This is a genomic window from Halomonas ramblicola (assembly GCF_030409215.1).
Lineage (GTDB): Bacteria > Pseudomonadota > Gammaproteobacteria > Pseudomonadales > Halomonadaceae > Halomonas > Halomonas ramblicola.
This window is the reverse complement of the sequence record NZ_JAUFPL010000034.1, coordinates 370,735-397,280: the sequence shown is the minus strand read 5'-3', so window position 1 is coordinate 397,280 and position 26,546 is coordinate 370,735. Positions and strand designations below refer to the sequence as shown.

Annotated in this window: 27 protein-coding genes and 1 tRNA gene; 14 read left to right on the top strand and 14 right to left on the bottom strand. The window is 67.6% G+C overall.

The genetic code is table 11. From position 1 onward, the window contains the following. Nucleotides 1–3 precede the first annotated feature (3 nt). Entirely contained in the window at nt 4–1,011 is a 1,008-nt protein-coding gene (locus QWY80_RS18925; RefSeq protein ID WP_290235219.1) for a zinc-dependent alcohol dehydrogenase family protein, read from the top strand. A 313-nt stretch (nt 1,012–1,324) separates the two neighbouring features. Here QWY80_RS18925 and QWY80_RS18920 read toward each other — a convergent pair whose 3' ends face one another. The 3 genes from QWY80_RS18920 to QWY80_RS18910 form a co-directional block, all read right to left on the bottom strand. Further along, nucleotides 1,325–1,816 (bottom strand): hypothetical protein, encoded by a 492-nt coding sequence (locus QWY80_RS18920; RefSeq protein ID WP_290235216.1) that lies wholly within the window; start codon nt 1,814–1,816, stop codon nt 1,325–1,327. Between the two features lie 71 nt (nt 1,817–1,887). After that, nucleotides 1,888–2,646 carry a hypothetical protein gene (locus QWY80_RS18915; RefSeq protein WP_290235213.1) on the bottom strand — a complete coding sequence of 253 codons (759 nt, stop codon included), beginning with the start codon at nt 2,644–2,646 and terminating at the stop codon, nt 1,888–1,890. Between the two features lie 146 nt (nt 2,647–2,792). Beyond that, nucleotides 2,793–4,379 (bottom strand): alkaline phosphatase family protein, encoded by a 1,587-nt coding sequence (locus tag QWY80_RS18910; RefSeq protein ID WP_290235209.1) that lies wholly within the window; start codon nt 4,377–4,379, stop codon nt 2,793–2,795. 420 nt (nt 4,380–4,799) lie between these two features. Here QWY80_RS18910 and QWY80_RS18905 point away from each other — a divergent pair, with 420 nt between their 5' ends. Then, nucleotides 4,800–4,979, top strand: a complete 180-nt coding sequence (locus tag QWY80_RS18905; protein ID WP_290235206.1) for a hypothetical protein — start codon at nt 4,800–4,802, stop codon at nt 4,977–4,979. A 38-nt stretch (nt 4,980–5,017) separates the two neighbouring features. Beyond that, complete coding sequence (locus tag QWY80_RS18900) at nt 5,018–5,692, top strand: glutathione S-transferase family protein (RefSeq protein WP_290235203.1); 675 nt, start codon at nt 5,018–5,020, stop codon at nt 5,690–5,692. A 464-nt stretch (nt 5,693–6,156) separates the two neighbouring features. Here QWY80_RS18900 and QWY80_RS18895 read toward each other — a convergent pair whose 3' ends face one another. The 3 genes from QWY80_RS18895 to QWY80_RS18885 all read right to left on the bottom strand — a co-directional run bounded on the left by QWY80_RS18895 (nt 6,157) and on the right by QWY80_RS18885 (nt 8,176). Beyond that, nucleotides 6,157–6,297, bottom strand: a complete 141-nt coding sequence (locus QWY80_RS18895; RefSeq protein WP_290235198.1) for a hypothetical protein — start codon at nt 6,295–6,297, stop codon at nt 6,157–6,159. Nucleotides 6,298–6,476: 179 nt separating this feature from the next. Further along, complete coding sequence (locus QWY80_RS18890; RefSeq protein WP_290235196.1) at nt 6,477–7,178, bottom strand: DUF899 domain-containing protein; 702 nt, start codon at nt 7,176–7,178, stop codon at nt 6,477–6,479. Between the two features lie 44 nt (nt 7,179–7,222). Beyond that, the gene (locus QWY80_RS18885) at nt 7,223–8,176 is read right to left on the bottom strand and encodes an EamA family transporter (RefSeq protein ID WP_290235192.1); all 954 of its coding nucleotides are present in this window, start codon (nt 8,174–8,176) and stop codon (nt 7,223–7,225) included. A gap of 96 nt (nt 8,177–8,272) precedes the next feature. Here QWY80_RS18885 and QWY80_RS18880 point away from each other — a divergent pair, with 96 nt between their 5' ends. Together QWY80_RS18880 and QWY80_RS18875 are read left to right on the top strand one after the other, a co-directional pair. Then, nucleotides 8,273–8,770, top strand: a complete 498-nt coding sequence (locus tag QWY80_RS18880) for a MarR family winged helix-turn-helix transcriptional regulator (RefSeq protein ID WP_290235189.1) — start codon at nt 8,273–8,275, stop codon at nt 8,768–8,770. A 120-nt stretch (nt 8,771–8,890) separates the two neighbouring features. Next, nucleotides 8,891–9,061, top strand: a complete 171-nt coding sequence (locus tag QWY80_RS18875) for a hypothetical protein (protein ID WP_290235186.1) — start codon at nt 8,891–8,893, stop codon at nt 9,059–9,061. Here the strand turns inward: QWY80_RS18875 and QWY80_RS18870 are convergent. Further along, on the bottom strand, nt 9,058–9,924 hold the full coding sequence (locus tag QWY80_RS18870) for an Nmad3 family putative nucleotide modification protein (protein ID WP_290235184.1): 867 nt from the start codon (nt 9,922–9,924) through the stop codon (nt 9,058–9,060). The two genes, QWY80_RS18875 and QWY80_RS18870, sit on opposite strands and share 4 nt — an antisense overlap. A gap of 185 nt (nt 9,925–10,109) precedes the next feature. On the opposite strand from QWY80_RS18870, the gene QWY80_RS18865 reads away from it, so the two are divergent. Further along, the gene (locus QWY80_RS18865) at nt 10,110–11,006 is read left to right on the top strand and encodes an arylamine N-acetyltransferase family protein (protein ID WP_290235180.1); all 897 of its coding nucleotides are present in this window, start codon (nt 10,110–10,112) and stop codon (nt 11,004–11,006) included. 6 nt (nt 11,007–11,012) lie between these two features. Here the strand turns inward: QWY80_RS18865 and QWY80_RS18860 are convergent, their stop codons facing one another. Beyond that, nucleotides 11,013–11,474: a carboxymuconolactone decarboxylase family protein gene (locus QWY80_RS18860; protein WP_290235177.1), complete on the bottom strand. Its 462-nt coding sequence runs from the start codon at nt 11,472–11,474 to the stop codon at nt 11,013–11,015. On the opposite strand from QWY80_RS18860, the gene QWY80_RS18855 reads away from it, so the two are divergent. Next, nucleotides 11,467–12,396 carry an AraC family transcriptional regulator gene (locus QWY80_RS18855; RefSeq protein ID WP_353960466.1) on the top strand — a complete coding sequence of 310 codons (930 nt, stop codon included), beginning with the start codon at nt 11,467–11,469 and terminating at the stop codon, nt 12,394–12,396. The two genes, QWY80_RS18860 and QWY80_RS18855, sit on opposite strands and share 8 nt — an antisense overlap. On the opposite strand, the gene QWY80_RS18850 is transcribed toward QWY80_RS18855, so the two are convergent. After that, nucleotides 12,387–13,112, bottom strand: coding sequence for a DUF899 domain-containing protein (locus tag QWY80_RS18850; RefSeq protein ID WP_290235171.1), 726 nt, complete (start codon nt 13,110–13,112; stop codon nt 12,387–12,389). The two genes, QWY80_RS18855 and QWY80_RS18850, sit on opposite strands and share 10 nt — an antisense overlap. Continuing rightward, nucleotides 13,109–13,534, bottom strand: coding sequence for a VOC family protein (locus QWY80_RS18845; protein ID WP_290235168.1), 426 nt, complete (start codon nt 13,532–13,534; stop codon nt 13,109–13,111). The genes QWY80_RS18850 and QWY80_RS18845 overlap by 4 nt, the downstream gene beginning before the upstream one ends. Nucleotides 13,535–13,772: 238 nt before the next feature. Between QWY80_RS18845 and QWY80_RS18840 the strand changes: the two genes are divergently transcribed. After that, complete coding sequence (locus QWY80_RS18840) at nt 13,773–14,510, top strand: DUF899 domain-containing protein (protein ID WP_290235165.1); 738 nt, start codon at nt 13,773–13,775, stop codon at nt 14,508–14,510. Nucleotides 14,511–14,626: 116 nt separating this feature from the next. Here QWY80_RS18840 and QWY80_RS18835 read toward each other — a convergent pair whose 3' ends face one another. Continuing rightward, nucleotides 14,627–15,034, bottom strand: a complete 408-nt coding sequence (locus tag QWY80_RS18835; RefSeq protein WP_290235163.1) for a VOC family protein — start codon at nt 15,032–15,034, stop codon at nt 14,627–14,629. Nucleotides 15,035–15,231: 197 nt separating this feature from the next. On the opposite strand from QWY80_RS18835, the gene QWY80_RS18830 reads away from it, so the two are divergent. The 3 genes from QWY80_RS18830 to QWY80_RS18820 all read left to right on the top strand — a co-directional run bounded on the left by QWY80_RS18830 (nt 15,232) and on the right by QWY80_RS18820 (nt 17,660). Beyond that, complete coding sequence (locus tag QWY80_RS18830) at nt 15,232–15,984, top strand: TIGR01458 family HAD-type hydrolase (RefSeq protein WP_290235160.1); 753 nt, start codon at nt 15,232–15,234, stop codon at nt 15,982–15,984. Between the two features lie 111 nt (nt 15,985–16,095). Then, nucleotides 16,096–16,455 carry a YciI family protein gene (locus tag QWY80_RS18825; RefSeq protein WP_290235156.1) on the top strand — a complete coding sequence of 120 codons (360 nt, stop codon included), beginning with the start codon at nt 16,096–16,098 and terminating at the stop codon, nt 16,453–16,455. Then, nucleotides 16,452–17,660 carry an RNA polymerase sigma factor gene (locus QWY80_RS18820; protein ID WP_290235154.1) on the top strand — a complete coding sequence of 403 codons (1,209 nt, stop codon included), beginning with the start codon at nt 16,452–16,454 and terminating at the stop codon, nt 17,658–17,660. Before QWY80_RS18825 ends, QWY80_RS18820 begins: the two co-directional genes overlap by 4 nt. A gap of 6 nt (nt 17,661–17,666) precedes the next feature. Here the strand turns inward: QWY80_RS18820 and QWY80_RS18815 are convergent, their stop codons facing one another. Continuing rightward, on the bottom strand, nt 17,667–18,962 hold the full coding sequence (locus tag QWY80_RS18815; RefSeq protein ID WP_290235152.1) for an MgtC/SapB family protein: 1,296 nt from the start codon (nt 18,960–18,962) through the stop codon (nt 17,667–17,669). A gap of 138 nt (nt 18,963–19,100) precedes the next feature. On the opposite strand from QWY80_RS18815, the gene QWY80_RS18810 reads away from it, so the two are divergent. Both QWY80_RS18810 and QWY80_RS18805 read left to right on the top strand, forming a co-directional pair. Further along, nucleotides 19,101–22,169, top strand: coding sequence for a bifunctional diguanylate cyclase/phosphodiesterase (locus QWY80_RS18810; RefSeq protein WP_290235150.1), 3,069 nt, complete (start codon nt 19,101–19,103; stop codon nt 22,167–22,169). 240 nt (nt 22,170–22,409) lie between these two features. After that, complete coding sequence (locus QWY80_RS18805; protein ID WP_290235147.1) at nt 22,410–23,210, top strand: bifunctional nuclease domain-containing protein; 801 nt, start codon at nt 22,410–22,412, stop codon at nt 23,208–23,210. A gap of 51 nt (nt 23,211–23,261) precedes the next feature. Here QWY80_RS18805 and QWY80_RS18800 read toward each other — a convergent pair. Beyond that, nucleotides 23,262–23,337, bottom strand: a tRNA-Thr gene (locus QWY80_RS18800). Nucleotides 23,338–23,549: 212 nt separating this feature from the next. Here QWY80_RS18800 and QWY80_RS18795 point away from each other — a divergent pair. After that, on the top strand, nt 23,550–25,667 hold the full coding sequence (locus QWY80_RS18795; RefSeq protein ID WP_290235144.1) for a putative bifunctional diguanylate cyclase/phosphodiesterase: 2,118 nt from the start codon (nt 23,550–23,552) through the stop codon (nt 25,665–25,667). 12 nt (nt 25,668–25,679) lie between these two features. Here QWY80_RS18795 and QWY80_RS18790 read toward each other — a convergent pair whose 3' ends face one another. Further along, a complete protein-coding gene (locus QWY80_RS18790) occupies nt 25,680–26,492 on the bottom strand; it encodes an acyl-CoA thioesterase (protein WP_290235141.1) in 813 nt (270 codons plus the stop codon). Nucleotides 26,493–26,546 lie beyond the last annotated feature (54 nt).

Here is a 26,546-nt window from a genome sequence, read left to right as displayed (position 1 = left end):
GCGATGAAGGTCGTTACCCTGTGCAGCCCAGGCGGACTGGATCGGCTGGCTATCGGCGAGCAGGAGGCGCCCGGCGAGCCGGGGCCGGGCGAGGTGCGCGTCCGGGTGCATGCCAGCTCGCTCAACTTCCACGACTATGGCGTGGTATCCGGCCGCAAGCCGGTCGAGGATGGCCGCATTCCCCTGTCCGACGGTGCCGGCGTGGTCGAGGCGGTCGGCGACGGCGTCGAGGAGTTCGCGGTGGGCGATGCGGTGGTGTCCACCTTCTTCCCCTACTGGCTCGACGGGCCGGCCCGGGTCGGCGACTTCGCGACCACCCCCGGCGATGGCGTCGACGGCTACGCCCGCGAGTGGGTAATCCGCCCCGCGACCTGGTTCACCCAGGCGCCGACGGGCTACAGCCATGCCGAGGCCGCCACCCTGACCACGGCCGGGCTCACCGCCTGGCGGGCGCTGGTGGTCGACGGCAAACTCAAGGCCGGCGACACCGTGCTGACGCTAGGCACCGGCGGGGTGTCGATCTTCGCCCTCCAGTTCGCCAAGGCCATGGGCGCGCGGGTGATCGCCACTTCCTCCTCCGACGGGAAGATCGAGCAGTTGAAGCGCCTCGGTGCCGACCATACCCTCAATTACCGGGCCGAGCCGGAATGGGGCACACGGGTGAAGGCCCTGACCGACGGACGCGGGGTGGACCAGGTGATCGAGGTCGGCGGCCCCGGGACCCTGCCGCAGTCCATCGAGGCCGTGCGCATCGGAGGCCATATCTCGCTGATCGGAGTGCTGACCGGGCGTGGCGGCGAGATCCCCACCGCCAAGCTGATGGCCAAGCAGGCGCGCCTCCAGGGCTTGATCGTCGGCAGCCGCGCTCACCAGCAGGAGATGGTGCGGGGTATCGAGGCCTGCGGCATCCGGCCGGTCATCGACAGCGCCTTCCCGCTCGACGAGATCGCCGACGCCTTCCGGCACGAGGAGGCGGGCCGCCACTTCGGCAAGATCTGCCTGGCGTTCTGAATGCGCGGCCGCGAGCAACCTGAAGCCCTATTCAGAGCACCGCTTCCGGATACTCGTCGCCATCCAGGATGAACTCCCGGCCCCGCGTCTCAACGCTTAGCCCAGTATGATCGCTGTGCATCCACCAGCGCTGCCAATTGGGTGAAAAGCGTGGAATGACCCCGGCACTGGGTAGCGTCTGGCCAAGCCCCGGCAGTGCGAGCGGGGAGAGGCCAGATAGAGCAAATTATAGGGATCGACCCGGCGGACGTGGGGTGGCAATCCTGATCGGGCTCGAGCCGCGACTGCTGCCAGCTTTCCTGGGGGTGCTGCCTCATGGCCTCGGCTCCTGGTTGCTCTCGAGCCTCAGGATTACCTGAAGCCGGTCTTCGTTGGCCATAAACAAGGCTGCATTGTGCCGACTGGCTGCATCCCGCGGAGGGGCGTTCATCGCCTGGCTAAATGCGGCTTGTTTGAGTTGTGAGCGAACCCACTGGTACTCGGCCCAGTTGGCGCCTTCCTCGGAAACGGCGTCGATCTTGGCCAGCTGCATGGCGTTGGCATGCTTGGCATAGCGCGCTTCCAGGCGAGCTGCCCGTTCACTGACGCGGATGAAATCGTCGACCTGGCGTTGAGTGATACTGCCATCGGGAGGTGGCGTATATTCATGGACGGAGACGTCCCGGATGCGCTCAAGCATCGCGTCATCCAGGACGTCGCCCGCGATTGATGAAGCAGTGGAGAAGGTCAGCGAGAAAAGCAGTGATGCCAGCATCGCCACCCCTTTCAGCAAGCTGTCCCTTCGGCTCGTGATCGTGCTTGTCATGGTCATGGCTCTTGGTGGCGATGGAGGTCATGAAAGAGAAACCGATCTCCCGCCGGCTCCTCGTCTGTGCATCATGGCTCGTAGTCGGTATAGCGCTGTGGCGGTTTTATCTCTACCGTCATGAAGTGCGCCATGCCGTGGCCAAGGTTTTTGAGCACCTGATGGCCTGCCGGTATCCAGGCGATCCTCTTGTCGCCCAGGCGCAGGGTGCGAGAGCGGTCATCGCCATCGGTACGCAGGAGATCGACCCGATCGAATGCGATCAGGACCTGATTGGCTGCCAGGTGTTCGGGCAGTGAGGACTGACGTTCGAGCCGGTACTCCGTCACGCGGAAATGCGCGTTGTCCAGCCGGAGCTCGGCCCTGTCGGAAGCCAGCTCGGAGATACCGGGAGCCCGGGAGAGTTCGTGAGCAGAGGGGCCTGGTGGGTCGGGAGCGAGGGAGGTGACCCGGGAACGGACTTCGAGGAAACGGGCCACCGTGTCACCGATATTGTCAATGCGGGCAGTGCCGGCCCTCAACCACCGCAGATCCCCCGGCATGAGGTCATGCTCCCCGGCACTGCCGTCGTCTCGCGCATGGCGTGCCAAGTGACGGGACAGCGCGACAATGACACGATGCCGGCCATTCGGTTCCTCCAGCGCTGCCCCAGGAGGCAAGCGGAATTCGACGACCTCGGCATGATCATTGTACAAGTGAACGTGCACATCGCTTTCGGGTTTCATGGTGCTCCCGGCGGATGTGCTACCGATAACAGCCGTGCACAGAAGAGCGGTTAACAATGATACGCAGATGGCTTGCTGCCATCCTGTCCAGAGTGTGTCGTTCATGGAGGCGCCGTTCTTTTACTCTGTTGCAGGACTTGATCTTTCCGTTCATGGTGAATGGTGAAAACACCGCATGCAGTCCTGGTGGGCTGCATGCGGCTATTCCTTTCGATTGTGACCCGGTTTTCTACCCCGTTTCTATCGAATTATCACGGGTTTTTCCCGGCCAGGACTTCTATGAGTGGATTGCCATCGGCCCCGGATGGCGTCCGGACGTTCATGTAGTTGGTGACGGTAATTGCCAGATCGCTGACTGCCACACTCCTGTTCACGACCTGATGCGGGATATCCGGACCGGCCATCAGGATGGGGACATGCGTATCATAGGCGTAAGGGCTTCCATGCATGGCCGAGAACTGATCGGCATTGGGATACAGGTACCAGAACTGGTCCTGGATGAAGAGGACATTGCCCGACCGCTGCGGATGAAAGGCCCGTGTCAGTTTCTGCATGATGGGTGTATCCGGCACTTTGCCGTTTTCCAGGTCCGTGCGGGCGATTGCATAGCTCACTCCATCCTGGTTGAGCATGGCTTCGGCCAATGCCCGTTCGACCTCGGGATAAGCCAGATCATGACGCTCCATGACCTCGGGATTGAGGTAGAGGCTGGGATTCCAGAACGCCATGATGAGGTCGTCGTCTATGTCGAAGCGGTTACGCAAGGCGTCATTGGCGGCCTTGATGAAGGCTTCCGGGTAGTGCCGATCGGCATCAAGTCCTTGCTGGTGCTGGTATTCGGGCGTGTCATCGGCGCCATGATCGGCGGCAATGATGAGAAGCGTGCTGTCCAGTCCGACGCGGTCATCGACGAAGTCGAAGAAGTCGGCGAGCAGGGTGTCGACCTGAAGGAACATGTCCTCATATTCCAGGCTGTGTGTGCCCCAGGCATGGCCCACGTAGTCCAGGCCTGAGAGACTGATGGACAGCACGTCCGTGGCTTCCCCTTGTCCAATCGCTTCTTGCTCCATCAGTTCCCTGGCAAAGTCCAGTGTCAGCTCATCGCCCGCGGGTGAAAAGCGCAGTCCACCATAGTAGTCGTCATCGTTCGGGTTGTCGTAATCCTTGGGAAGGGTCGGGCCGAGTGCATAGTAGCCCTTTTCATGGTCGCGATCGTCATTGTGGGCAAAGGTATAGGTCTCTTCGGGATGAAGCAGCGTCCACTGTTCGTCGCGGAATCTGTCCTTGTGCCCGGCTTCGTTGAACTCGGTGACCCATTCTGGCATGTCGTCGTAATAGTAGGAGGTGGTGTAGAAGTCGCCCGATCCCGATTCATACCAGAAGGCCTTGCCCAAGCGACCTGCGGGGATGATCGCGCCACGGTCCTTGACGCTGACACCAAAGGTGCGCGACTTGCCACCGGAAGAAAGTACGATTTCATCGGAGAAGGTCGTGGCGGTCAGGTTGCGTGGTGAAGTGCCGAGCATGTCCGTGTCGACGAAAGGCTCGCTATCGGGGTCGGCCACACAGTAGATGCGCTCCCCGGTCTGCCTGTCGGCCCAGTCATTGCCCGCGAGTCCGTGCTGTGCAGCAGGAGCTCCGGTCCCGAGCACCGCATGTCCCACGGCCGTGAACGTGGTTGCATGTTGATAGTGCGCATTGGTATAGGACACGCCGTTATCCATGGCGTACCTGAGGCCACCTTCCGAGAGGCGGTCATAGTGAGCGAATGGCATTTCTCCCTTGAGCATGTCGATGGTTACGAGCAGCACCAGGTCAACGTGGCGGCTGTCTGCCATGCCTGGGGATATCAATCCCAGGGAGGCCGCGGGGGCGACCAGGAAGAGTATGGCGGCTGTCTTGATGAAACAGGGTGTTATCATGAGTCACCCCCATTCGGCGTGGAAAGCCAGCGCTGGGAAAGACTCCCGAGGTGCTTGCTTTCCGGTGTTGTGTGGGTGTCGTGGGGTTGTCCTGAGAGGACTTCTCAATTCTTGTTCTTTGGCATAGTCAGAAAAGAATAGAATCCCGGTGAGGGTGTGGCAACTAACCTTTACTATTAAAGCGCTGTCTAATAATATTTTTTGGTTGCAGGAGGGCCCGCTGGCAGTACCTGTTAATATTCGCATTCTTTTGCTTTCCGATTCTCCTGCTATGCTTTTCCATCGTGGACAGATCATCTTGAAGAGGGGAGAATCCCAGCTCGACCGATCCCCTGAGTGCATTCGCAATGCGGTGGCGCCCTGCTGATCCGACCGCCGCTGCGTCGGCTCGACGGCGATACCCTTCCGCCGCTGGGCGACTACCAGGTCGCCCTGGTGCGTCGGGATGGGCTGGGTGGCGCCGGTGAAGCCTTGGCGGAACGGGTGATCGAGGCCTTTCGCGACCTGCGCGGCTAGGTCACCATGACCCTCGACCAGCCAGCTGGAACGCGACCATGATTCGACTCCACCACTGCGTCAGCGCTCGCTCCTTCCGCCCCCTGTGGCTGTTCGAGGAGCTGGGCCTTGCCTATGAGCTGGTGATGCACCCCTTCCCGCCGCGGGTGCATGACGAGACCTTCCTCGAAATCAACCCCTTGGGCACGGTGCCCGCGCTGTTCGACGGTGAGGTGGCCATGACCGAATCCGCGGCCATCTGCCAGTACCTCGCCTCGCGTCGCCCCGAGGCGGGCCTGGAGGTGGGGGCGGACGAGCCGGCCTACGCCGACTACCTCAACTTCCTGCACTTCGGCGAGGCGACCCTGACCTTTCCCCAGACCCTGGTGCTGCGCTACGGCCATTTCGAGCCGCCCGAGCGGCGCCAGCCCCAGGTGGTGGAGGACTATGCCCGCTGGTGTCTCTCCCGGCTGCGCACCCTGGAGCCGCGCCTGGAGCGCGAGCCCTTCCTCTGCGCCGGGCGCTTCACCGCCGCCGACATCTCGGTGGGCTATGCGCTGCTGCTGGCCAGCCATATCGGACTGGACGAGCGTTTCAAGCCTGCCGTGGCCGCCTACTGGGAACGCCTGCAGCAGCGCGACGCCTTCCGACGCGCCCTCGCCGCTGAGCGCGAGGCGGCCCTGGCCCAGGGCGTCTCGCCCGAGTCGGCGATGGCGATGGGCAAGGCCCAGTAGGGGGAGCCGCAACGCTGATCGATACCCGCAATCGGCCGAGGCTGTGTGAAACCATGAATACCCGCCTCTGCTACCTGCTCTCGACGATGAAGCCACTCTCAGCAGCCAGTAAGACGCTTTTGAGCACTGCTACCATCCCCAGGTTCGCGGTTATTCAAATGAAACTTCGTCCCTAGAGACGCTCATAGGCCGCTTTCGAAGCGACAAAAATAACAGGCGCAATAAGCCCGCATCGCTTGTATCAAGCGCGAAGTGGAGGCGCTGCCTTAGAAGCGTGTTACATAGCCGACCTGCTGGCAGGCTTCCCGTGGGCGGTGCACTGCCAGGGCCCGTGGCGACACTTGGCGCCATTGCCATTCGAGACCAAACACCGAGAGGCTGATCATGCCGGTCTCGCAGTTGACCAGCACATCGATCACATGGCCGCGCTTGTCGAAGCCCTCCGGGCCGCGATCGAGCCGTCGCTAGTCGATGGGCTCCCCGGTGAAGCCGGTATATGGCGGCTCGTAGCCGCCCCGCGTCTCGTCGAAGCTGCGAATGTCAGCAATCACCCCCAGCATCAGCGCGCCGAACAGCGCCAGGACCTTGAGCGTCAGAACTTTCATGCGCTTGCCCTCCCGATCGACGGGATGTCGCCATCGACCAGCGTCGGGCCGTCACGGTGTCTCTCTCCTCCCGCCACTCGTGTCAGTTCGCTTCAACCGGTACGGCACGCCCTGCGAATGGCAGAAGTGAAGGCTCGTCTGCCGGGCCCATGACGCGACGGGTCCACCGGCGAGCGCGCTCAGGGCTCGTACTCGTCGTGGCGGCGGTTCCAGGCGTAGGGTGGCGTCTGGGGCCAGCCGGGTGGCGACTCCTCCCAGGTCTCCTGGCGGCCGTAGGGCGTCAGGTCCAGATAGCTCCACAGGCTGCCCAGGTACTCGACGCCGCGCTTGCCGGTGAAGTAGGTGCGGTAGATCCGCTCGCCGTCGCGCAGGAAGACGCTGACCCCGTGGCGCTCGCCGCGGTCGGTGTCCGGAGCGCAGCAGTCCTGGCTCGTCACGCCCATATCGCGGTTGAAGTCGCTGCCCAGGGAGGAGACCCAGGGCGGATGTTGCCAGCCCATGCGTTGCCGGTAGCGCTCGAGCTTCGCCAAGGGCGCGCGGGAGACCAGCACCAGGCTGGTGTCCCGGGCGTGCAGGTGGGCGGGGTGGGTCATGGCATCCACCACCCAGGAGCAGCCGTCGCAGCCCGCCTCCCAGTCGGGCCCGAACATGAAGTGGTAGACGATCAGCTGGCAGCGCCCCGCGAACAGGTCGAGCAGGCTCGCCGGGCCCGACGGGCCCTCGAAGCCGTAGTCGCCGCGTACCTCGACCATGGGCAGCCGGCGGCGGGCGGCGCTCAACCGGTCGCGCTCCCGGGTATGGGCCTTCTCCCTGGCGATCTGGTCCTCGAGGGCGGCTTGCCACTCCGCCTGGGAGACGACGGGGGGCAGGGGAGCGGTCATGGCGAATTCTCCTCTCGGGCCTGGCGTGGTGGGGGATCACCCTTCTAGGTAGACGCTTGGTGGCCGCTTGTCGACTTCAAGCCTTGGGTCGCGGCGCGGGCCCCACGCTGGAACAGCAGGCTGCCGACGATGACCAGCAGCGCGGCCAGGCCCAGGTTGGGCGGCGGCGCTTCGCCGAGGGCCAGCACCGCGATCAGGGTACCGACCACGGCCGCCACCGCGCCGATCTGGCTCAAGTAGACGGGGCCGGCGAGCTTCTGCAGCACGAAGTAGAAGAGGTAGAGCACTGAGAACACCGTGATCTCCACCGCGAGCAGGCGCAGCACGGCGTCGCGGGTGAACAGGATGGGCAGCTGGCCGGGTTCGAGGGCCAGTGCCAGGGGCAGCAGGGTCGCGGCCCCGCCGAACATCATCAGCGCCGCCAGGAAGACCGGCGAGCTGGCCTCGGGCCAACGCAGGGTGCGATAGAGATTGCCCAGGGCGATCACCAGCGGCATGGCCAGCACCAGCAGGGCCCAGCCCGGTGAGCCGTCGATGCCGCCGGCCTTGGCCGTGGCCAGCACCAGGCCCCCGGAGAGCCCCAGCAGCACGCCGAGCAGGCGCAGCATCCGTAAGCGTTCCAGGCTCAGCAGGACGGCCAGCAGCCAGGTGATCAGGATCGGGAAGGCGAAACTGAGCGAGATGAAGCCGGCGCCGACGTGACGTACCGCCACGAAGGCCAGGGCATTGGGCAGGGCGAACAGGGCCCCGGCCACGGCGGCATACTCCAGGGTGCGACGGTCGAAGGTCAGCGGCCGGTGGCGGGCCGCGGCGATGCCCAGCAGCACCAGGCCGGCCCCGGCCATGGCCGCCATCAGAAAGGTCAAGCGTGGGGCGCCGGCCTCGTCGGCCAACTTGCCGATCGTCAGCGACAGGGCGAGGAAGGTGCCGACCAGCAGCAGGCAACCGATCGCCTGGAGGCCGGGGCGCTTGTGCGTGGGCGTGACGTTGGTCATCATAGGCTCCTGTAGCTTGAGATTAAGTATCTCTTCGAAGAGTGACTTTCTGGGAAGTATCTTAATATCGAGATTTATATTTGGCAAGGAAGAGCGGCAATGAACCGAGTGAAACTGGCGGTGAGCCAATGGCGGCGTGAGCTGCCCGACCTCGACCTGCTGCCCATGGAGGTGGTCGGTTACCTGAAGACGAGTCAACTGATCACCAAGGGGCGGCTGGATGCCTTCTTCAAGCAGCACGGCCTGCAGGCGGGGGAGTTCGATGTGCTGGCCTCGCTGCGCCGCGCCGGTACGCCCTATGCGCTGACGCCGACCCAGTTGTTCGAGGCACTGATGATTTCCTCGGGGGGCATGACCAATCGGCTGGATCGCCTGGAGCGGGCCGGGTTGATCCGGCGCTCGCCCAATCCCGAGGACCGCCGCGGCACCCTGGTCTCGCTCACCGACCAGGGACGCGAGCTGATGGACCGGCTCATTCCGCAGCACGTGGAGAACGAGGCGCGACTACTCGAGCCCCTGAGTCGCGAGGAGCAGGAGACGCTGAGCCGGCTGCTCGGCAAGCTGCTGGATGGACTGGAAACCGCGGCGGAGGAATGACGGCCGGCACGCTACGCTCATGATGGGCGGTGGTCATGGAGCGCGTCTGCCTCGCGCTCCTGCAGGGCGTGCAGGGCGTCTACCTCGAGCGGCATTAAGATTTATTGAAAGGGTATGGCCATGACCCAGATGCCCTCCACCGGGCGCGCGCCGCTGCGTCGGCTCGATGGCGATACCCTGCCGCCGCTGGGCGACTACCAGGTCGCCCTGGTGCGTCGGGATGGGCTGGGTGGCGCCGGTGAAGCGTTGGCGGAACGGGTGATCGAGGCCTTTCGCGACCTGCGCAGCTAGTCTCTTGCCGGTGATCGGCACCGGATCAGGCCGCCGGCCCAGGTCAGCGCCTCGGGATAGTCATCGCACTCCAGGATGAACTCCTGGCCGCGCGCCGCCGCACTCAGCGCGGTGTGGTCGGCATGGCGTTGCCAGCGTCGCCGGTCGGTGTGGTAGCTCAGCGGCCGGCGCTCGCCCTGCGGATAGCACCAGGCGGGCAGCCGCCAGTCGGAGACCCGCTCCGCACCGGGTGTCGTCAGCTGTCGATTCGGCGAAAAATGCGGAAAGACGCCGGCGCCCGGCAACGCCTCATTCAGCCCATCGAGGCGTAGCCGCCGGTTCGCCAGGTAGAGCACGTTGCGGGGATCGGCCGCACGCCGGAAGTGGGGGTGATAGGCCGCCCACGCATAGTCCCCCGAGCGCGCCTCGTCCACCGGCACCATCGCCGCCACCTGCAGCCAGCCCCAGATCACATGGTGGGGACGCGAGCCGGGCGCCCAGCGCCAGGCGCCGTCGTGGGGCTCGACACGGCGGAAGAGGCCGAAGAACAGGAAGAGGTCCCCCGGGCCGACCCCGTGGTTGCGCAGATGCCCCTGGGCCTGGCCGGACTGCCCGAAGATCGGCCGCCAGCCGGCCTGGCGGGGCAGCATCCCGGCGATCAGGTCGGGATCGAGATGGGCGCCGTCGTCGGGTGCGACCTTGCCCCGGGTCAGCGGGGTGACCAGGGTGTCCAGCGAGACGCCATCATGGGCGATATCGTGGTAGCGAATCGTCGAGGTCGCGTCCGGAATGGGCAGGGCCAGCAGCCGGCCATCCGGGAAGAGGGGGCTCGGCACGCCCCCGGCGGAGGAGTCGAAGCCCTTGCGGCTGAGGATCAGTTTCATCCGGTCTCCTGGGGCCGTGAGTCGATAGGGGGAAGCCCGACATTGTCGGTGGCTATCCGGCCGATAGCGAACCCCGTGCTTTACCTGAAGCGAACTTGAGGTCGTAGCCTGCGACACGACGGTCGCCCTCGGGTGGCCAGCTCGTTCACCGCGGCAGGGCATCGCCCGACACAGGAGGGTTCGTCATGCAGGCTTCCACTATCTCTTGCCCGTCTCATGAGTCGGCCCGGTGGGAAGCGTCACCGCTCGATCTCGAGGCCTATCTGGAGCGTATCGGTTACCGAGGACCGCTGACGCCGACCCTGGGGACGCTGCGCGCCCTGCAGCGGGCGCACCTCGCCGCGGTGCCCTTCGAGAACCTCGAGATCGTCACCGGCGGCGAGATCCGCCTGGACCTGGCGAGCCTGGAGGACAAGCTGATAAGGCGCCGCCGAGGCGGCTACTGCCACGAGCAGAACCTGCTGTTCGGTACGGTACTGGACCGGCTCGGCTTCCGGGTGGCGGCCCGGGGCGCGCGGATGCTGGTGGGCGAGGAGTCCCGCCGGCTCACGGCCATGAACCATACCATGCTGGTGGCGACCGTCGAGGAGCGCGATTGGCTGGTCGATGTCGGGGTCGGCCATGTGGGGCCGCGCGAGCCGGTGCCGATCGAAGCGGGCGTCGAGGTGCGCCACGGCCGCTGGGAGTACCGCCTCGAGCGCTCCCCGGTGGGGCTCTGGCTGCTGCGGCACCGGCGCCACGACGGCTGGTTCAATATCTACCAGTTCGGCGACGCGCCCTACTACCGTGCCGATGCCGAGATCCACAACTACCATGTCTCCCATCACCCGGACTCGCCCTTCGTGCGACGCATAGTGGCCCAGCACAACGGGGCGGAGGAGCGCCTGGGCCTCGCCGACCTGGAGCTGACGGTGGTGCGTCCCGGGGCCGAGCCGGAGCGGCACGAGCTCGAGGCCGCCGAGCTGGTCGACGTGCTGCGCGAGCGCTTCGGGCTGTTGCTCGAGCCCGAGCAGGAGCGGATTTTGCGGCGGCGGGCCGAGTCGCTCGCCGCGGCAGCCGCGGACGAGCGACCCGGCAACTGAGGGCGATCAGTCGGGCCGGTAGCTGCCGACCTCGGCCGCGAAGCCGATCGCCATGCGGTTCCAGGCGTTGATGGCGCAGATCGCCAGGGTCAGGTCGACCAGCGCGGGCTCCGAGAAGTGGGCGCGGGTGGCATCGAACAACGCTTGGTCGATGCCGCGGTCGGCGATCAGGGTATGGGCCTCCGCCCAGGCCAGGGCGGCCCGCTCGCGGGGAGTGAAGAAGGGCGTCTCGCGCCAGGCGCTCAGGGCGTAGAGTCGCTGTTCGCTTTCGCCGGCCTGGCGAGCATCCTTGGTGTGCATGTCGAGGCAGTAGGCGCAGCCGTTGATCTGGGAGACGCGGGTATAGAGAAGGCCCAGCAGGCCGCCGCCGAGCTCGTCGCGGCGCCGGGCCGCCCTGGCCAGGTAGCGTTCGATGTCGACCAGGGGCTGGAGGGCGTCCGGGCTGGCGGCGAAGTAGTCCATGCGCATGATAGGGGCTCCGATGGTGAATGACAGGCATCAACCTAGCGCGGCGGGGACGGGCGAGATTGTAGATTTGCGACGCCCGGCCACCGGGCTGACGCTGCGACGGGTCGCGCCGCGCGGGCCGCTACGCGCCGTCGTGCAGTGCTACTGGTGGGCCCGGGGCGGTGCGGGGGCCGTGACGTCCCCGGTCGAGCTGCTGCATCCCGACGGCGGCATGGGGCTGATGTTCAACGTCGGCGCGCCCCTGTGGCGCGATGGGGTGCGGCACGTCGGTCCCGGTTGGGTCGATGGCCCCTCGCTGCGCAGCGCGCGGTTAGGAGTCGAGGCCGGGCTGGATCTGCTGGGCGTGCGCTTCCTGCCGGGGATGGGCGGGGCAGTGCTGGGCGAGGCGCCGGAGGCCCTGGCCGAGGCCGGGTTGATGCCGGCCGAGGCGCTGCGGCGTCGCTCCCTGGTCGAACTGCATGAGCGGCTGGCGGCGGTCGTCGGCTTCGAGGCGCGTATCGCCCTGCTGGAGCGGCATCTCCTCGCCGGGCTGAACGAGGTCGAGGCGCCGCCGCCGCTGCTGGGAGGGGCGCTGGCATGGCTGCAGCAGCGCCAGGGCCAGGGCAGCATCGCCGAGCTGGCGGAGGCGCTCTCCGTGAGCCAGCGCCGGCTGCAGCGGCTGTTCCGGGGCCACCTGGGGCTGTCGCCCAAGCAGTACGCCCGGGCGCTTCGCGTCGCCCACGGTCGGGCGCTGATCAAGCGGGCGGCGGGGCCCGGGACGCTCGTCGAGGTGGCCCATGACGCGGGCTACTTCGACCAGGCGCACTTCGTCCACGACTTCACGGCGATGACCGGCCTCACCCCCAGTGAGTACCGACGCCATGTGCAATGGCGTGAGGGGGAGCGGGGCACCGTGGCCCCGCTCGGTAGCACTCAGCCATAGGTGGGCCGCTGGGGCCAGCCCGGCGGCGAGTCCTCGAAGTCCTCCTGGCGTCCGTAGGGCGTACGGTCGAGCAGGGCATAGGCGTCGGTGAGGCTCTCGCAGCCACGGGCATAGGTGGAGTAAGTGTGGAAGACCTCCTCGCCCAGGCGGAAGAAGACGCTCAGACCGTGGCACTCCCCGCCCAGGAAGTGGGGCTCGTCGCGGCGTGCCTCGAGTTCCGCCTGGCGGCGGTAGTTGTACTCGGGCGGGGCGACCGTCGCGTCGAGGGTGACGTGGAAGTCGTAGTTGAAGTCGCTCCCGAACGATGACGCCCAGGGCCAGTGCCAGCCGCGCTCGGCCCGGTAGGCCTGGAGCCTGCCCAGTGGCGCCCGGGAGACCAGGGCGAAGCCGGTGTCGCGTTCATGCAGCAGCGAGAGATCGCCCAGGGCATCGACGAAGCCGGTGCAGCCGCTGCAGCCTTTCTCCCACTCCGGATCGAACATGAAGTGGTAGACGATCAACTGGCGTCGCCCTTCGAAGAGATCGAGCAGGCGGGTCTCGCCGTCCGGACCGTCGAAGACATAGGTCTTGTCGAGCTTCACCATCGGCAGCCGGCGGCGTTCGGCGTTCACCGCATCGTACAGGTGGGTGAGCGCTTTCTCGTGCTCGAGCAGCCGCTGGCGGGCGTCGAGCCAGGCGTCGCGCTCGACGATGGGCGGATGGGGCACCTCGCTCATGTCGGCATCTCCTTCTCGCAGTTGATCATCCAGGCCACGCCGAAGCGGTCGACCAGCATGCCGAAGGACCTGGCCCAGAAGGTCTCCTCCAGGGGCATCCGGACGGTGCCGTTGTCGGCCAGGGCCTGGAAGAGTCGCTCGGCCTCCTCGGGGGTGTCGACGCCGAGCGTGAGGGAGACGCCCTTGATGCCCTCGTAGGGGACCGGGCACTCGGAGGTGTTGTCGGAGCCCATCAGCACCTGGCCGTCCACGACCAGGCGGGCGTGCATGATCCTGTCGTGGACCGTGGCGGGCATCTCCGCTTCCGCCGGGGCCTCGCCGTAGGTGTGCATGGCGACGATCTCGCCGCCGAGGCAGCGCTGGTAGAACTCGAAGGCGGCGCGGCAGTCGCCGTCGAAGATCAGGTAGGCATTGAGCAGCATGGGGCTTCCTCCTCGGGTGAGTGATATGGGCTGACACCCTGCAGTCGAACGAGGAGGAGGTGGATCGACAGGCACCCGCAGAATAAGGGCACCTCGATCATCGAGGCGTATGGCCATGAAGCAGCGCTGTGTCGTCGTCCTCGTGGTTGTCGATAGCGCGGCTCACCGGACGATACCCGGGGGAGAGGCGGAGCCCTGGGCTCCGCCGCGTGATGACAGCGACAGGAGAAGACGCGACATGATTGCCATCGATGACGCCTGGATCGCCCGCAGGGTCGTCTCGCGCGAGGAGTGGCTGGCCGCGCGCAAGGCCCATCTACGCAACGAGAAGGCGCTGACGCGGCTGCGCGACCTGGTGGCCGCCGAGCGGCGCGAGTTGCCCTGGGTGAAGCTCGACAAGACCTATGTCTTCGACACCCTGGAGGGAAAGCGGACCCTCGCCGAGTTGTTCGGCGGCAACAGCCAGTTGATCGTCCATCACTTCATGTTCGGCCCCGACTGGGAGGCGGGCTGCCCGAGCTGCTCGATGGAGGCCGATCACGCCGAGGGGGCGGTCGTGCACCTCGAGCACCATGACGTCAGCTACGTGCGGGTGTCGCGGGCGCCGCTCGACCGGATCGAGGCCTACCGCCGACGCATGGGATGGCGGGCCCGGTGGGTGTCGTCCTGCGGCAGCGACTTCAACTACGACTTCCACGTCTCCTTCACCCCGGCGCAGCTGGCCGAGGGCAGGGTCCTCTACAACTATGCCTGGACCGAGGGGTACGAGGAGTTGCCCGGCCTCAGCGTCTTCTACCAGGACGAGCATGGCGAGGTCTATCATACCTACTCCAGCTATGCGCGGGGCAACGAGGAGGTGAACGGCGCCTTCATCTATCTCGATATCACTCCCAAGGGGCGCAACGAGACGCGGATCATGGACTGGGTCAGGCGGCATGACGAGTACGAAGGCATGCCGGCGGATGGTGGTCCTTGACCTCGACAATGCTGGAGGTCTTGTGACCACTCCTTCCATGCCGAGTGACAGGCCAAGCCGGTGGCCTGAGCGCGGTTCCTCGTCCCGATGCAGGAGGCAAGGGGCAGGGGGCGGCGTCAGCGGTCGGCGATGGCGTCGTAGCCCTCACCGAGGAACTGCACCAGGCAGAAGCCGTGGCCGAAGGGGTCGTGCAGCAGCGCCAGCCGCCCCCAGGCCTGGGTAGCGATCGGGCGTTCGAGTACGGCACCGGCGGCGGTGGCGCGTGTCACCGCCGCCTCGATGTCGTCGACCACGAAGTCGAGGTGCAGCGGTGTCCAGTGGCGCCGGTAGTCGCGGTGGCGGGTATCGCCGTCGAAGGCCTCGGTGCCCGCGGCCTTGGCCAGCAGGTAGAGCGGCGCCGGGCCACCGAGCAGTTCTACTACCGCGCTGCCGAAGCGGCGGCCGAGGGTGAAGCCGAAGGCCTCGCGATAGAAGACGACGGCGCGTTCGAGATCGTCCACATCCAGGTTGACGAGAAAGTCCATGCGCAGACTCCGGGGGCGTCCAGGGCCGCGGCCCGAGGGCGTGACCCTTGCAGCCTAGCCGATGCCGCCAGCGATCACCCGCGGTCGGGTGCCGATCCCGGTTCCTCGCGGGTGAGCCGGCACGGATATTGCGATGCAACACGCAGGGCGCCGGGAGCGTCTAGGCTAGATAGGGGAACCTTCGTGGAGGCGTGACGATGCTCAAGGCGGTTTTTCTCGATATCAGTGGCGTGCTGACCGAGGACGGCGTGGCCCTGCCCGGTGCCGTGGCGGCGGTGGCACGGTTGCAGGCCGAGGGACTGACGCTGCGTTTCGTCACCAACACCTCGCGCAAGACCACTGCCGCGGTCTGCGATGAGCTCCAGGCGTTGGGTTTCGAGGCGGCGCCGGAGCAGGTCTTCACCGCGCCGGCGGCGATCCGCAACCACCTGGTGAGTCACCGACTGCGTCCCTACCTGTTGATCCACGAGGCGCTCGAGCCCGAGTTTGCCGACCTGGACCGCGACGATCCCAACGCCGTGGTACTCGGCGATGCCGAGCGGCGCCTGGACTATGCCCACCTGAACGAGGCCTTCCAGTTGCTGCAGCGGGGCGCACCGCTGCTCGCCGTGGGCACCAACCGCTACTTCCGCCGGGCCGGGGCCCTGCACCTGGATGCGGGGCCCTTCGTGCGCGCCCTGGAGTATGCCGCCGCCGTCGAGGCGACGGTGCTCGGCAAGCCGTCGGGCGACTTCTTCCGCGCCGTGCTCGGCGATGCGGGGGTGGCGCCCGGGGAGACGTTGATGGTCGGCGACGACGTGGAGTGCGACGTCGCCGCCGCCCGGAAGGTCGGACTGCAGGCCTGCCTGGTACGCTCCGGCAAGTACCGCCCGGGGGACGAGGCCAAGGCGCCCGGTGCCCGCTGCACGGCCGACCTCGTCGAGCTGGTCGAGGAGCTGCTCGGCGGCTGACGGCGGGGGCGGCGCTCGTGACGTCGATTCGCCCGGGGCTCGATCGATGGGAGAGTGAGGCACGGCTCTGGCGGGCCGGCTACCCTTCGAGATGATTCGGGAGAGGCGACCATGCAATACATGCTGATGTGCTGTATCGAGGAGGCGCTCTGGGAGGCGTTGCCGGCGCCGGAGCGCGAGTCGGTGATGGACGACTACCACGCATTGATTCAGGAGATGGTCACCAGCGGTGCCTACCGTGGCGGGGCTCGGCTGCAGTCGACGGACACTGCCACCACCCTGCGCCGGCATGGCGACGAGCTGGTGACCCTGGACGGCCCCTTCGCCGAGAGCCGCGAGCAACTGGGCGGCTTCCATGTGGTGGAGTGCCAGGACCTGGACGAGGCGCTGGCCCTGGCGCGGCGCATCCCGCCGCTGCGGGTGGGCGGCACGGTGGAAGTGCGGCCGGTGGATCCGGCCTATCGGCTGTGAACCTCGACGCCCTCTATCGGCGCGAATACGGGCGCCTGCTCGCCGGCCTGATCCGCCGCTTCGGTGACTTCTCGCTGGCCGAGGACGCCCTGCAGGCGGCCTTCGAGGCGGCCATGCTGCAGTGGCCGGCGGAGGGAATGCCGGCGAGTCCGATCTCCTGGCTGTCGGCCACGGCGCGCCACAAGGCCCTGGATCAGTTGCGTCATCACCGGATGCGCGAGCGCAAGGCCGATGAGCTGGCGGTACACCTGGAGCTGACCCGGGCGGTGGATCCCGACGACCCCGAGCCCCTGGACAGCCTGCGGCTGATCTTCACCTGCTGCCACCCGGCGCTCTCGCGCGCCGCCCAGGTGGCGCTGACCCTGCGCACCCTGGGCGGGCTCACCACCGAGGAGATCGCCCGCGCCTTCATGGTGCCGGTGCCCACCCTGGCCCAGCGGCTGGTGCGGGCCAAGGCCAAGATCCGCGATGCCGGCATTCCCTTCGAGGTGCCCACCGACGCGGCCCTGGGCGAGCGCCTGGAGGCGGTGATGGCGGTGCTCTACCTGATCTTCAACGAGGGCTATGCGGCCAGCCAGGGAGAGCGCCTGGTGCGCGACGACCTGTGTCAGGAGGCGATCCGCCTGGGACGCCGGCTGGTGGGCTGGCTGCCCGCCGAGCGCGAGACCCGCGGATTGCTGGCACTGATGCTGCTGCACCATTCCCGCCGCGAGACGCGCACCGACGCGGCGGGGGACCTGGTGCTGCTGGAGGAGCAGGACCGCTCGCGCTGGGACCGCGAGGCCATCGAGGAGGGGATCGCCCAGGCCGCGATCGCCCTGCGTGGCGGCCCACCGGCACCCTATGCGGTGCAGGCGGCCATCGCCGCCCTGCATGCCGAGGCGCCCAGCGCGGATGCCACCGACTGGCGGCGCATCGCCTCCCTCTACAGCCTGCTCTATCGCCTGCAGCCCAGCCCGGTGGTGGCGCTCAATCGCGCCGTGGCCGTGGCCATGGCCGATGGCCTGGAGCAGGGGCTGGCGCTGCTCGAGGAGATCCACCTGCCCGGCTACCATCTGCTGCCGGCGGCCCGGGCCGACCTGTTGCGCCGGCTGGGGCGTCGCGAGGAAGCCGTCGGGTACTACCGCGAGGCGCTCGCCCTGGTGTCCCAGGCGCCGGAGCGGCGCTTCCTCGAGCGACGCCTGGCCGAGGTGGAGCGCTCCTGACCCCCGTCATCCCGCCAGCAGCATCGCCTGGGCGACCGCCGCCAGCCCGACCACCAGCGACGCCAGCATCGGCAGGGCGACCCGCCAGCCGGTATGGCGGGTGCCGAGGGCACCGGCCAGGCCCGCCTTGACCAGGTTGTTGGTGGCCGCGGCGAGGATGATGCCCAGCACGGCGGTCTGGGCCTCAATGGCGTTCAGCGACATGCGGGTCAAGGACAGGGTGATGGCACCCACGTCGGCCATGCCCGAGCTGATGGCCAGCAGATAGATGCCCGCCTCGCCGAACAGGCCGCGCAGCCATTCCCCGAGCAGCATGATCAGTGCCAGCAGGGCGCCGAAGAACAGCGCCGTGCGCAACTCCAGCGGGTTCTGTACCAGGCCGGCATTTTCCACCAGGCCGTTGCGGCGATGGCGGCGCCAGATCCATAGCGCCGGCAGATAGAGGGTCAGGGCCATCAGGCTGACGGGCAGCAGCAGCGATGGCAGCAGGCCGGGGTTGACCACTGCGGTATAGAGCAGGATGCGCGGGAACATGGTGCCGCAGGCCAGCAGGATGCCGGCCGCCAGCAGCGGCGAGAGGCTCGGGGCCAGGCGCGACTGGCGGGCGAAGTGCAGGGTCAGGGCGGTGGAGGAACTGAGGCCGGCGAACAGGCTGGTGAAGAGGATCCCCTTCTCGGGGCCGCCGACGCGCACCGCGAAGTAGCCGACGAAGGAGACCACGGCGATCAGCACCACCATCCACCACAGCTCGTAGGGGTTGAGGACGTTGCCGGGACCCATTGCGCGGTCGGGCAGCAGCGGCAGCATCACCACGCTGATCACCAGCAGCTTGAGGCCGGCATCCAGCTCGCGGGCCTGGAGGCGATTGAGCAGGCCGTGGATCTCGCGCTTGTTGTCGAGGATCACCGCGGTGGCGACCGTGCAGGCGGTCGCCACGGCCAGGTCCACGCCCACCGCCACGGCACCGAAGCAGAAGGTGAGCAGCAGCCCGATCAACCCGGTGATGCTGTAGTCGGGCGGGTCGCCGAGACGCGCCCTCCAGGCCACCAGGGCGGTGGCCGCCACCGCCACGAAGATCAGCGGGAACGCCCAGTCGCTGACCGATGCCGAGAGCAGGGCGGCGATGCCGCCGAGCAGTCCCACCAGGGCGTGGGTGCGCACCCCGGCGATGCGTTCGCCGGGACGCTGCTGGCGGGCGACCCAGCCGCGCTCGATGCCGATCAGTGCGCCCAGCAGCAGCGCCACCGCCAGACGGATCAGCGGCTGGTTGGCGTCGAGGAACTGTCGGGTGACCTCTTCCATGGCGGGGTTCTCCGTCAGGACCTGTCATCAGATTGGCCCGGCCGTCGCACGATGGCCAGGCTGGGCGGTACGGCACATCGTCGTTCATGTGGTTACACTGCGGGGAGGAATCCTCCACCGTGCAAGGAACGCCGTCTCGTGAGACGCCATGCAGACTCTTCCTTCCTGACGACTTCGAACCATCGCCGCGAATGGCGTCGCGCCATCGGGATCTACCTGGTCGCCGTGCTGCTGATCCTGGCGACCCTGGCGGCCTTGCTGGTCGAGCAGTACCGGCGCGACGTCCAGGCCGCCGACGAGCGGACCGCGGTGCGGGCCGACCTGGTGGCGGAGTGGGTAGCGAGTACCTTTGCCTCCAGCGAGGCGCTGTTGCAAGGCCTGGCGACCCTGCTCGAGCAGGACGCGCTGGCGGGGATGGCAGACTCCCCGGAACACCTGGGGGCCTGGCTGGTCTCGCTGCGCGATGGCCTGTCGTTCATCGACGAGCTGTGCCTGGTGGGGCCGGAGGGACGCATCCTGGCCTCTACCGACCCCGCCTATTCCCCCGGCCAGCAGGTCGGGGAACTGCTCGACTACCATGCCGCGCTCGGGGGAGGGGCCTCCGAGGAGCTCGTGACGCCCCTGTTTCGGCCCTCCGGTGATCGGTTCCGGGTCGTGCACGCCCGGCGCCTGTCGGGGGGCGGTATCATCAGTGCCCAGTTGGACCTCGCGTCCTTCGCCGGCGACCTGGAACGGCTGAGCATGGCCCGCGGGCAGAGCACCGCCCTCATCGATACCGACATGCGGCTGATCGCCCGCCGTCCGGCCTTCTCGGAAGAGGGCCCCCTGGAGCGCCTCGGCAAACGCATCGAGGAACCGCTGACCCGCGATTTCATCGACAGCGGGGCGGATGAGGTGCAGTTCCGTACCGCTTCGCCGCTGGATGGAGAGGAGCGCCTCTACACCCTGCAGCGGATCGGTGAGCTGCCCTTCGTGGCCGTGGTCGGCGAGGCGGTCGAGATCGTGCTGGCGGACTGGCTCCACGGCCTCTGGGGACGTTCGGCCATCGCCCTGGTCGTGATCCTGCTGGGGGGCGTGGTGTTGCGGCACTACCTCAACCGCCTGAGCCTGGAAGCCGAGGTGCGCCGGAGCGTGGTCGAGCGCGAGCAGGCCCGCCGCGAGGCCCAGTCGCGGGAGGCGCGGCTCGAGGCGCTGGTGGGGTCGATCCAGGACACGATCCTGGTGTTCGATGAACGCCGGCGTTTCGTCTACGCCCACGCCACGGATCCGGGCGAGCTGGTGGTCGACGCGGAGTCGCTGCGCGATCGGCATTACCGTGAGGTGTTGCCGGTGACGCTGGCCGACCGGCTCGATGCCGCCTTCGATGAGATGGAACGCACGGGACAGCCGGTCGAGTACGACTATCGGATGTCGTCGCAGGGCCAGCATCGCGAATACCATGCGGTGCTCAGCCCGCTGGTGAATCTCGGCCAGGACATCGGCGGGGCCCTGGCCGTGGTGCGCGACGTGACCGAAGAGCGGGCCACCGAGGCCCAGCTGCGCATCGCCGCCACCGCCTTCGAGACCCACCTGGGCATGCTGATCACCGACGCCGAGGGCAACATCCTGCGCATCAACGACACCTTCAGCCGCATCACCGGCTATCGCGAGGAGGATGTCCTGGGCAAGAACCCGCGCCTGCTGAGTTCGGGGATGCACGACGCAACCTTCTACCGCGGGTTGTGGGCCAGCGTGCTCGAGAAGGGCAACTGGCAGGGCGAGATCTGGAACCGACGCAAGAACGGCGAGGTATATCCGGAGTGGCTGACCATCAGCGCTGTGCACAACGCCGCCGGCGAGCTCACCCACTATGTGGCCACCTTCAGCGATCTCACCGAGCGCAAGGCCGCCGAGCAGGAGATCCACCAGCTGGCCTTCTACGATCCGCTCACCGGCCTGCCCAACCGGCGCCTGATGCTCGACCGGCTGGAGGGCGTGCTGCGCGACAGCTATCGCACGCGGCAGTACGGGGCGCTGGTGTACCTCGACCTGGACAATTTCAAGCAGGTCAACGACACCCAGGGCCATCATCGCGGTGACCAGCTGCTGCAGACGATCGCCGAACGGCTGGGGCGGGTGGTGCGGGAGGCCGATACCCTGGCGCGCCTGGGAGGCGACGAGTTCGCGCTGCTGTTCCATGACCTGGGCCGCGAGGTGGAAGCCGCCGGGATCGTGGTCGAACGGATTGCGCGCAAGCTGCTGGGGGTGCTGCAGCACCCCATCCTCCTGGGGGACGAGTCGGTCGCGGTGACCGGCAGCCTGGGCATCACCCTGATTCGTGACCAGGGCACCGGCGTCGACGAGATCCTCCAGCAGGCCGACATGGCCCTGTTCCAGGCCAAGGCCACGGGGCGCAACACCCTGAGCTTCTTCGATCCCGATATGCAGGTACGGCTCCAGGCCCGCGCCCGTCTCGAGGCCGACCTGCGCCAGGCCCTGCCGCGTCGGGAGTTCCGGCTCCACTACCAGCCCCAGGTGGCGGCCGGTGGAGCGGTGGTCGGCGTCGAGGCGGTGCTGCGCTGGGAGCACCCCGAACGGGGGCTGGTGTCACCCGGGGAGTTCATTCCCCTGGCCGAGGAGAACCGGCTGATCGTGGTCATCGGCTACTGGGCGCTGGATGCGGCCTGTCGCCAGCTGGCGGCCTGGGCGACGGACCCGCAGCGACGCGACCTGTCGATCTCGGTGAACGTCAGTCCCCGCCAGTTCCGGGAACTCGACTTCGTCGAGCAGGTGCTGGCGGTCCTGGCGGCGACTCGTGCCCCTGCCGAGCGTCTGAAGCTCGAGGTCACCGAGACCCTGTTCATGGAGGAACGTGACGATGCCCGGGCCAAGATGCTGCGGCTGCGCGAGCGCGGCGTGAGTTTCTCGCTGGACGACTTCGGCACCGGCTATTCCTCGCTGGCCTACCTCAAGCAGCTACCGCTGGATCAGCTGAAGATCGACCAATCCTTCGTGCGCGACCTGCTGGAGGAGGATGCCACGGCGGCCATCGTGGCCAGCACCATCGCGTTGGCCCGCAGCCTGGGCCTGGAGGTGGTGGCCGAGGGGGTGGAGACCCGGGCCCAGCACGACTGGCTGGTCGAGCATGGCTGCCGGCGCTTCCAGGGCTATCTGTTCGGCCGGCCCCTGCCACTCGAGTCGTTGAGACTCGACCCCGAGGCGAGGTAAGCGGGGCCAGGACAGGCCTCGTGGACGTACCTCCGGGAATATCGCTTTGGAGTGCTCATGGCGCCATCCTCTCAAGGTTCGGAGCCGCCGGGAATTTCGGTGCGGCATGGAGGAGGTGCCGGGGCGGTGCCATGCTTAGGGAACAGTCAAGCGACCGGTGATCGGTCCGGTAGGTGTATCATGACAGCGCTGCAACGCGGATTCCTGCTCCTCTGGCTCGTGGGTGGCCTGGCGTTCGGGATGCCAGTGCAGGGACGCGAACTCGCCGTGGAGCCCGAGGCCATGGTCGAGGTGGAGGTCGCCACCGTGGGGATCGCCGGGCTGACCAGGGTGCCGGTGGTGCTGTTGCGCGAGCCTGGGGCACGAGAGGTGATCCCGATTTTCATCGGTCCGGTGGAGGCCGGGGCCATCCTGCGTGGCCTGAGCGGCGACCGGCCGCGACGTCCGCTGACCCACGAACTGCTCGGCGACGTGCTCGACGGTGTCGAGGTGCGTCTCGAGCGCATCTACATCGATGCCTTGGTCGACGGCACCTTCCTTGGCATGCTCGAGTTGAGGGTGGCGGGGCGCGACGAGCCGATCCACATCGACAGCCGACCCAGCGACGCCATCGCCCTGGCGCTCACCGCCGGTGCCAGCATCCATGTCGCCCCGGCGGTGATGGAGGCGGCGCGGGAGATCGAGTACGAGGGCTTCCACGATCAGGTCGTGGTGGCACTGGGTATCTCGGTCACCCCGGTCGACGATGACCTGCGCGAGGCACTGGAGCTGCCGGACGAGCCGGGCGTGCTGGTCAGCGACGTGCGGGGCAAGGCGAGTGACGCCGGCATGATGCCGGGGGCGCTGCTGCTCGAGGTGAACGGCGAGGTGCCGCGCACGCCCCTGCAGTTCCTCGAGCGCGTGAGGGACACCCCGAAAGGCGAGGATGCCCAACTGCGCTACTGGCAGGAGGGCGAGGAGCACGAACTGGAGCTCTCTACCGACGTTCCCGACCCCCGGTCGCGCCGCCGTACCCCCGAGCGTCCGAGCATCGAGACCTGAACTCCGGAAACGCAAGCCGCCGCCCGGCCTCGACCGGACGGCGGCGTGGTCTGGTGCCGCAAAGTGGACTCGAACCACCGACCTACGCATTACGAGTGCGTTGCTCTACCAACTGAGCTATTGCGGCTCGGCACGCATGGTAGCGCCGCGCACCGTGGGTTGCCAGTACCCCGTCACCGGTTCCGTCCGGCTCGACGCGGGCCATGAGTCGGCTAACCTTGCAGTAGCCGGGTAATAATGAGCGCCACCAAGAGCGCCCTGGACGCTCGCGCCGACCCCTCGATACCAGAAGGGGGCGGGCGTCACGAAGCCCAACGTGGGGAAGCTGCAGGAGTCGACATGGATGTTTGGCGTTTCGATACTACCGATCCCGCCCTGGGCGCCCTGCTGGAGGGGCGGCATGATCCCGGGCTGGTCGTGCTCTCGATCTTCATCGCCTGCTTCGCCGGCCTGACCGCCCTGACGCTTTCCGACCGCATGCTGGCCTCCTTCCCTCTTCGGGCGAGGGTCGGCTGGCACCTCGGCGGGGCCGTGGCCATGGGCTGTGGCATCTGGGCCATGCATTTCACCGGCATGCTGGCGTTCTCCGTGGGTGGCCATGAGGCGATGGAACACGCCCTGGGGCTGACGGTGCTGTCGCTGCTGCCGGCCATCCTGGGCAGTGGGGCCGCGCTGCATTGCATGGGGCAGCCCAGGGTCGGCCCCCGGGAGCTGCTGCAAGGCGGCCTGCTGCTCGCGCTGGGCATCGGCGGCATGCATTACCTCGGCATGGAGGCGATGCAGATGCCGGGATTGCGCTACGATCCATGGCTCTTCCTGCTCTCCCTGTTGGTTGCCTTCCTGCTGGCGTTGGCCGCGCTCTCCATGCATTTCCGGGTGCGCCAGCCGATGGCGTCTCCGGCGTCGGGACTGGCGCTGCGGCTTCTGGCGGGCGTTTTCATGGGCTTCGCCGTCGCCGGCATGCACTACACCGCCATGGCGGCGGCACGCTTCTACGAGGTCGAGGTCCCCGGAATGCACGGCGGTCCTCGGCTCTCCCGCCTGGCGCTGGCCATGGCCGTGGCGTCCTTCGCCGGCCTGGTGCTGGGGCTGGGCCTGCTGGCGGCCTGGGTCGATCGACAGAAGTCCGTGCAGCGCATGCTGGAAGGGCTCGCCAATACCGATACCCTCACCGGGCTGCCGAACCGTCTGCACCTGCGCCGGCACCTCGAGCGGGCCCTCGCCGAGTCGCGTCACCAGGACACCCGGCTGGCGGTGTTCTTCCTCGACCTCAATGATTTCAAGGTGATCAATGACAGCATGGGGCATGCGGAGGGCGACAGGGTCCTGCGAGCCTTCGCCGATCGCCTGATGAGCGCGGTGCGTCAGGACGACACGGTGGCCCGCTTCGGTGGCGACGAGTTCGTCATCATCGTGCGCGGCCTGGCCTCGGTGGAGGCGGCGGCACATGCCGCCGAGCGGCTGCTGCACGCCATGGAGCCGCCGTTCGAATTCGGCGACTGGAAGCTGTGTGCCAGGGCCAGCATCGGCATCAGCCTCTTCCCCGATGACGGTTTCGTGTCCGATGAGCTCATTCAGCAGGCCGACGCCGCCATGTACCGGGCCAAGCAGGAGGCCCTGGGGTATCACTTCTATGACCGGACCCTGACCGACCACGCCATGCAGCGGGTGCGGCTGGGCAGCGACCTGCGCGAGGCGCTGCAGCGGGAGGGGCTGTTCCTGCACTACCAACTCCAGGTCAGCCTGAGCAGCGGGCACTGCACGGGCGTGGAGGCGCTGGTGCGCTGGGAGCACCCCCGGGAGGGCTACGTCTCGCCCGCCGTCTTCGTGCCCCTGGCGGAACGTACCGGCCTCATCCAGACCTTCGGCGAATGGGTGCTGAGGAGCGCCTGCCGCCAGGGACGGTGCTGGCTGGACGATGGCCTGGAGTTCGGCCGCATCGCGGTGAATATCGCTGCCCCTCATCTGTCCCGGGCCGACTTCGTGGTGCGCCTGCGGCAGATCCTCGACGAGACCGGCCTGCCGACCCGCTGCCTGGAGCTGGAACTCACCGAGTCCTCGTTGATGCCGCTGGAGCCCGAGACCCTCGGTCGGTTGCAGGAGATCCGGGCGCTCGGGGTCTCCCTGGCGGTGGACGATTTCGGCACCGGCTATTCCTCGCTGCGCTATCTCAAGGAGCTGCCGGTCGACAAGCTGAAGCTCGATCGGGCCTTCGTGCGGGATGCGGTCAGGGACTCGCGCGACCGGGCCATCATCCGGGCGGTGATCGCGCTGGGGGAGGAGCTGGGCTTCGACGTGCTGGTCGAGGGGCTGGAGAGTGCCGACCAGGTGGACTGCATCAGGGCCCAGGGTGGCCGGCTGGGGCAGGGCTTCCATTTCGCCCGACCCGCGGCAGCGGCCGACATCGTCGGGCACCTGAGGGGCGTGGCAGAGGCGGGCGTGGTGCGCCGTCAGTGACCCTCCTGCCGCCTAGTCGCGCAGCCGGGTGAGGCCTTCCTGGACAGTGGAGGCCACCAGGCGACCCTGGCGGTCGTAGAGGCTGCCGCGGGCGAAGCCCCGGGCGCCGCCGGCCCAGGGACTGTCCATGTCATAGAGCAGCCAGTCGTTGACCCTGACGTCGTGGTGGAACCAGAGGGCGTGGTCGAGGCTGGCGATCTGCAGTTTCGGGTCGCGGAAGTGCAGGCCGTGGGGCACCAGCGAGGTGGTCAGCAGGTTGAAGTCGGAGCTGTAGGCGAGCAGGTAGCGGTGCAGCACCGGGTCGTCGGGCAGCTCGCCGGCCAGCCGGAACCAGATCCGCTTGCGGGCGGGCTGGCCCGGTTCGGCCTCATCGCCCACGTGCAGGAACTCGATGGGATGGCTGTCGAAGCGCACCAGCTTCGCCTCGGTGTCGGCCAGTGATTCGGGGCTCGGTGCCTCGGGCATGGCGGCCTGGTGGGCAATGCCCGCCTCCTCGCCGTGGAAGGAGGCGCTGCAGAAGAAGATCGGTCGCCCCTTCTGGATGGCGGTGACCCGGCGGGTGGTGAAGCTGCCGCCGTCGCGCACGGCATCGACCTGATAGACTACCGGGCGTTCGGCGTCGCCGGGGCGCAGGAAGTAGCCGTGGAGAGAATGGGCGCGCCGCTCGGCGGGTACGGTCTGGCTGGCGGCCGACAGCGCCTGGCCCAGCACCTGGCCGCCGAACAGCTGGGGCAGGCCGAGGTCCTGGCTGCGGCCGCGGAACAGGTTTTCCTCGAGGGTTTCCAGGGCCAGCAGGCCCACCAGGTCGTTCAGGGCATCGGACATGGGAGTGGCTCTCCGGTTCGTCGGTCGCGGCCTCGGCGGCCCGTCATACGGTCG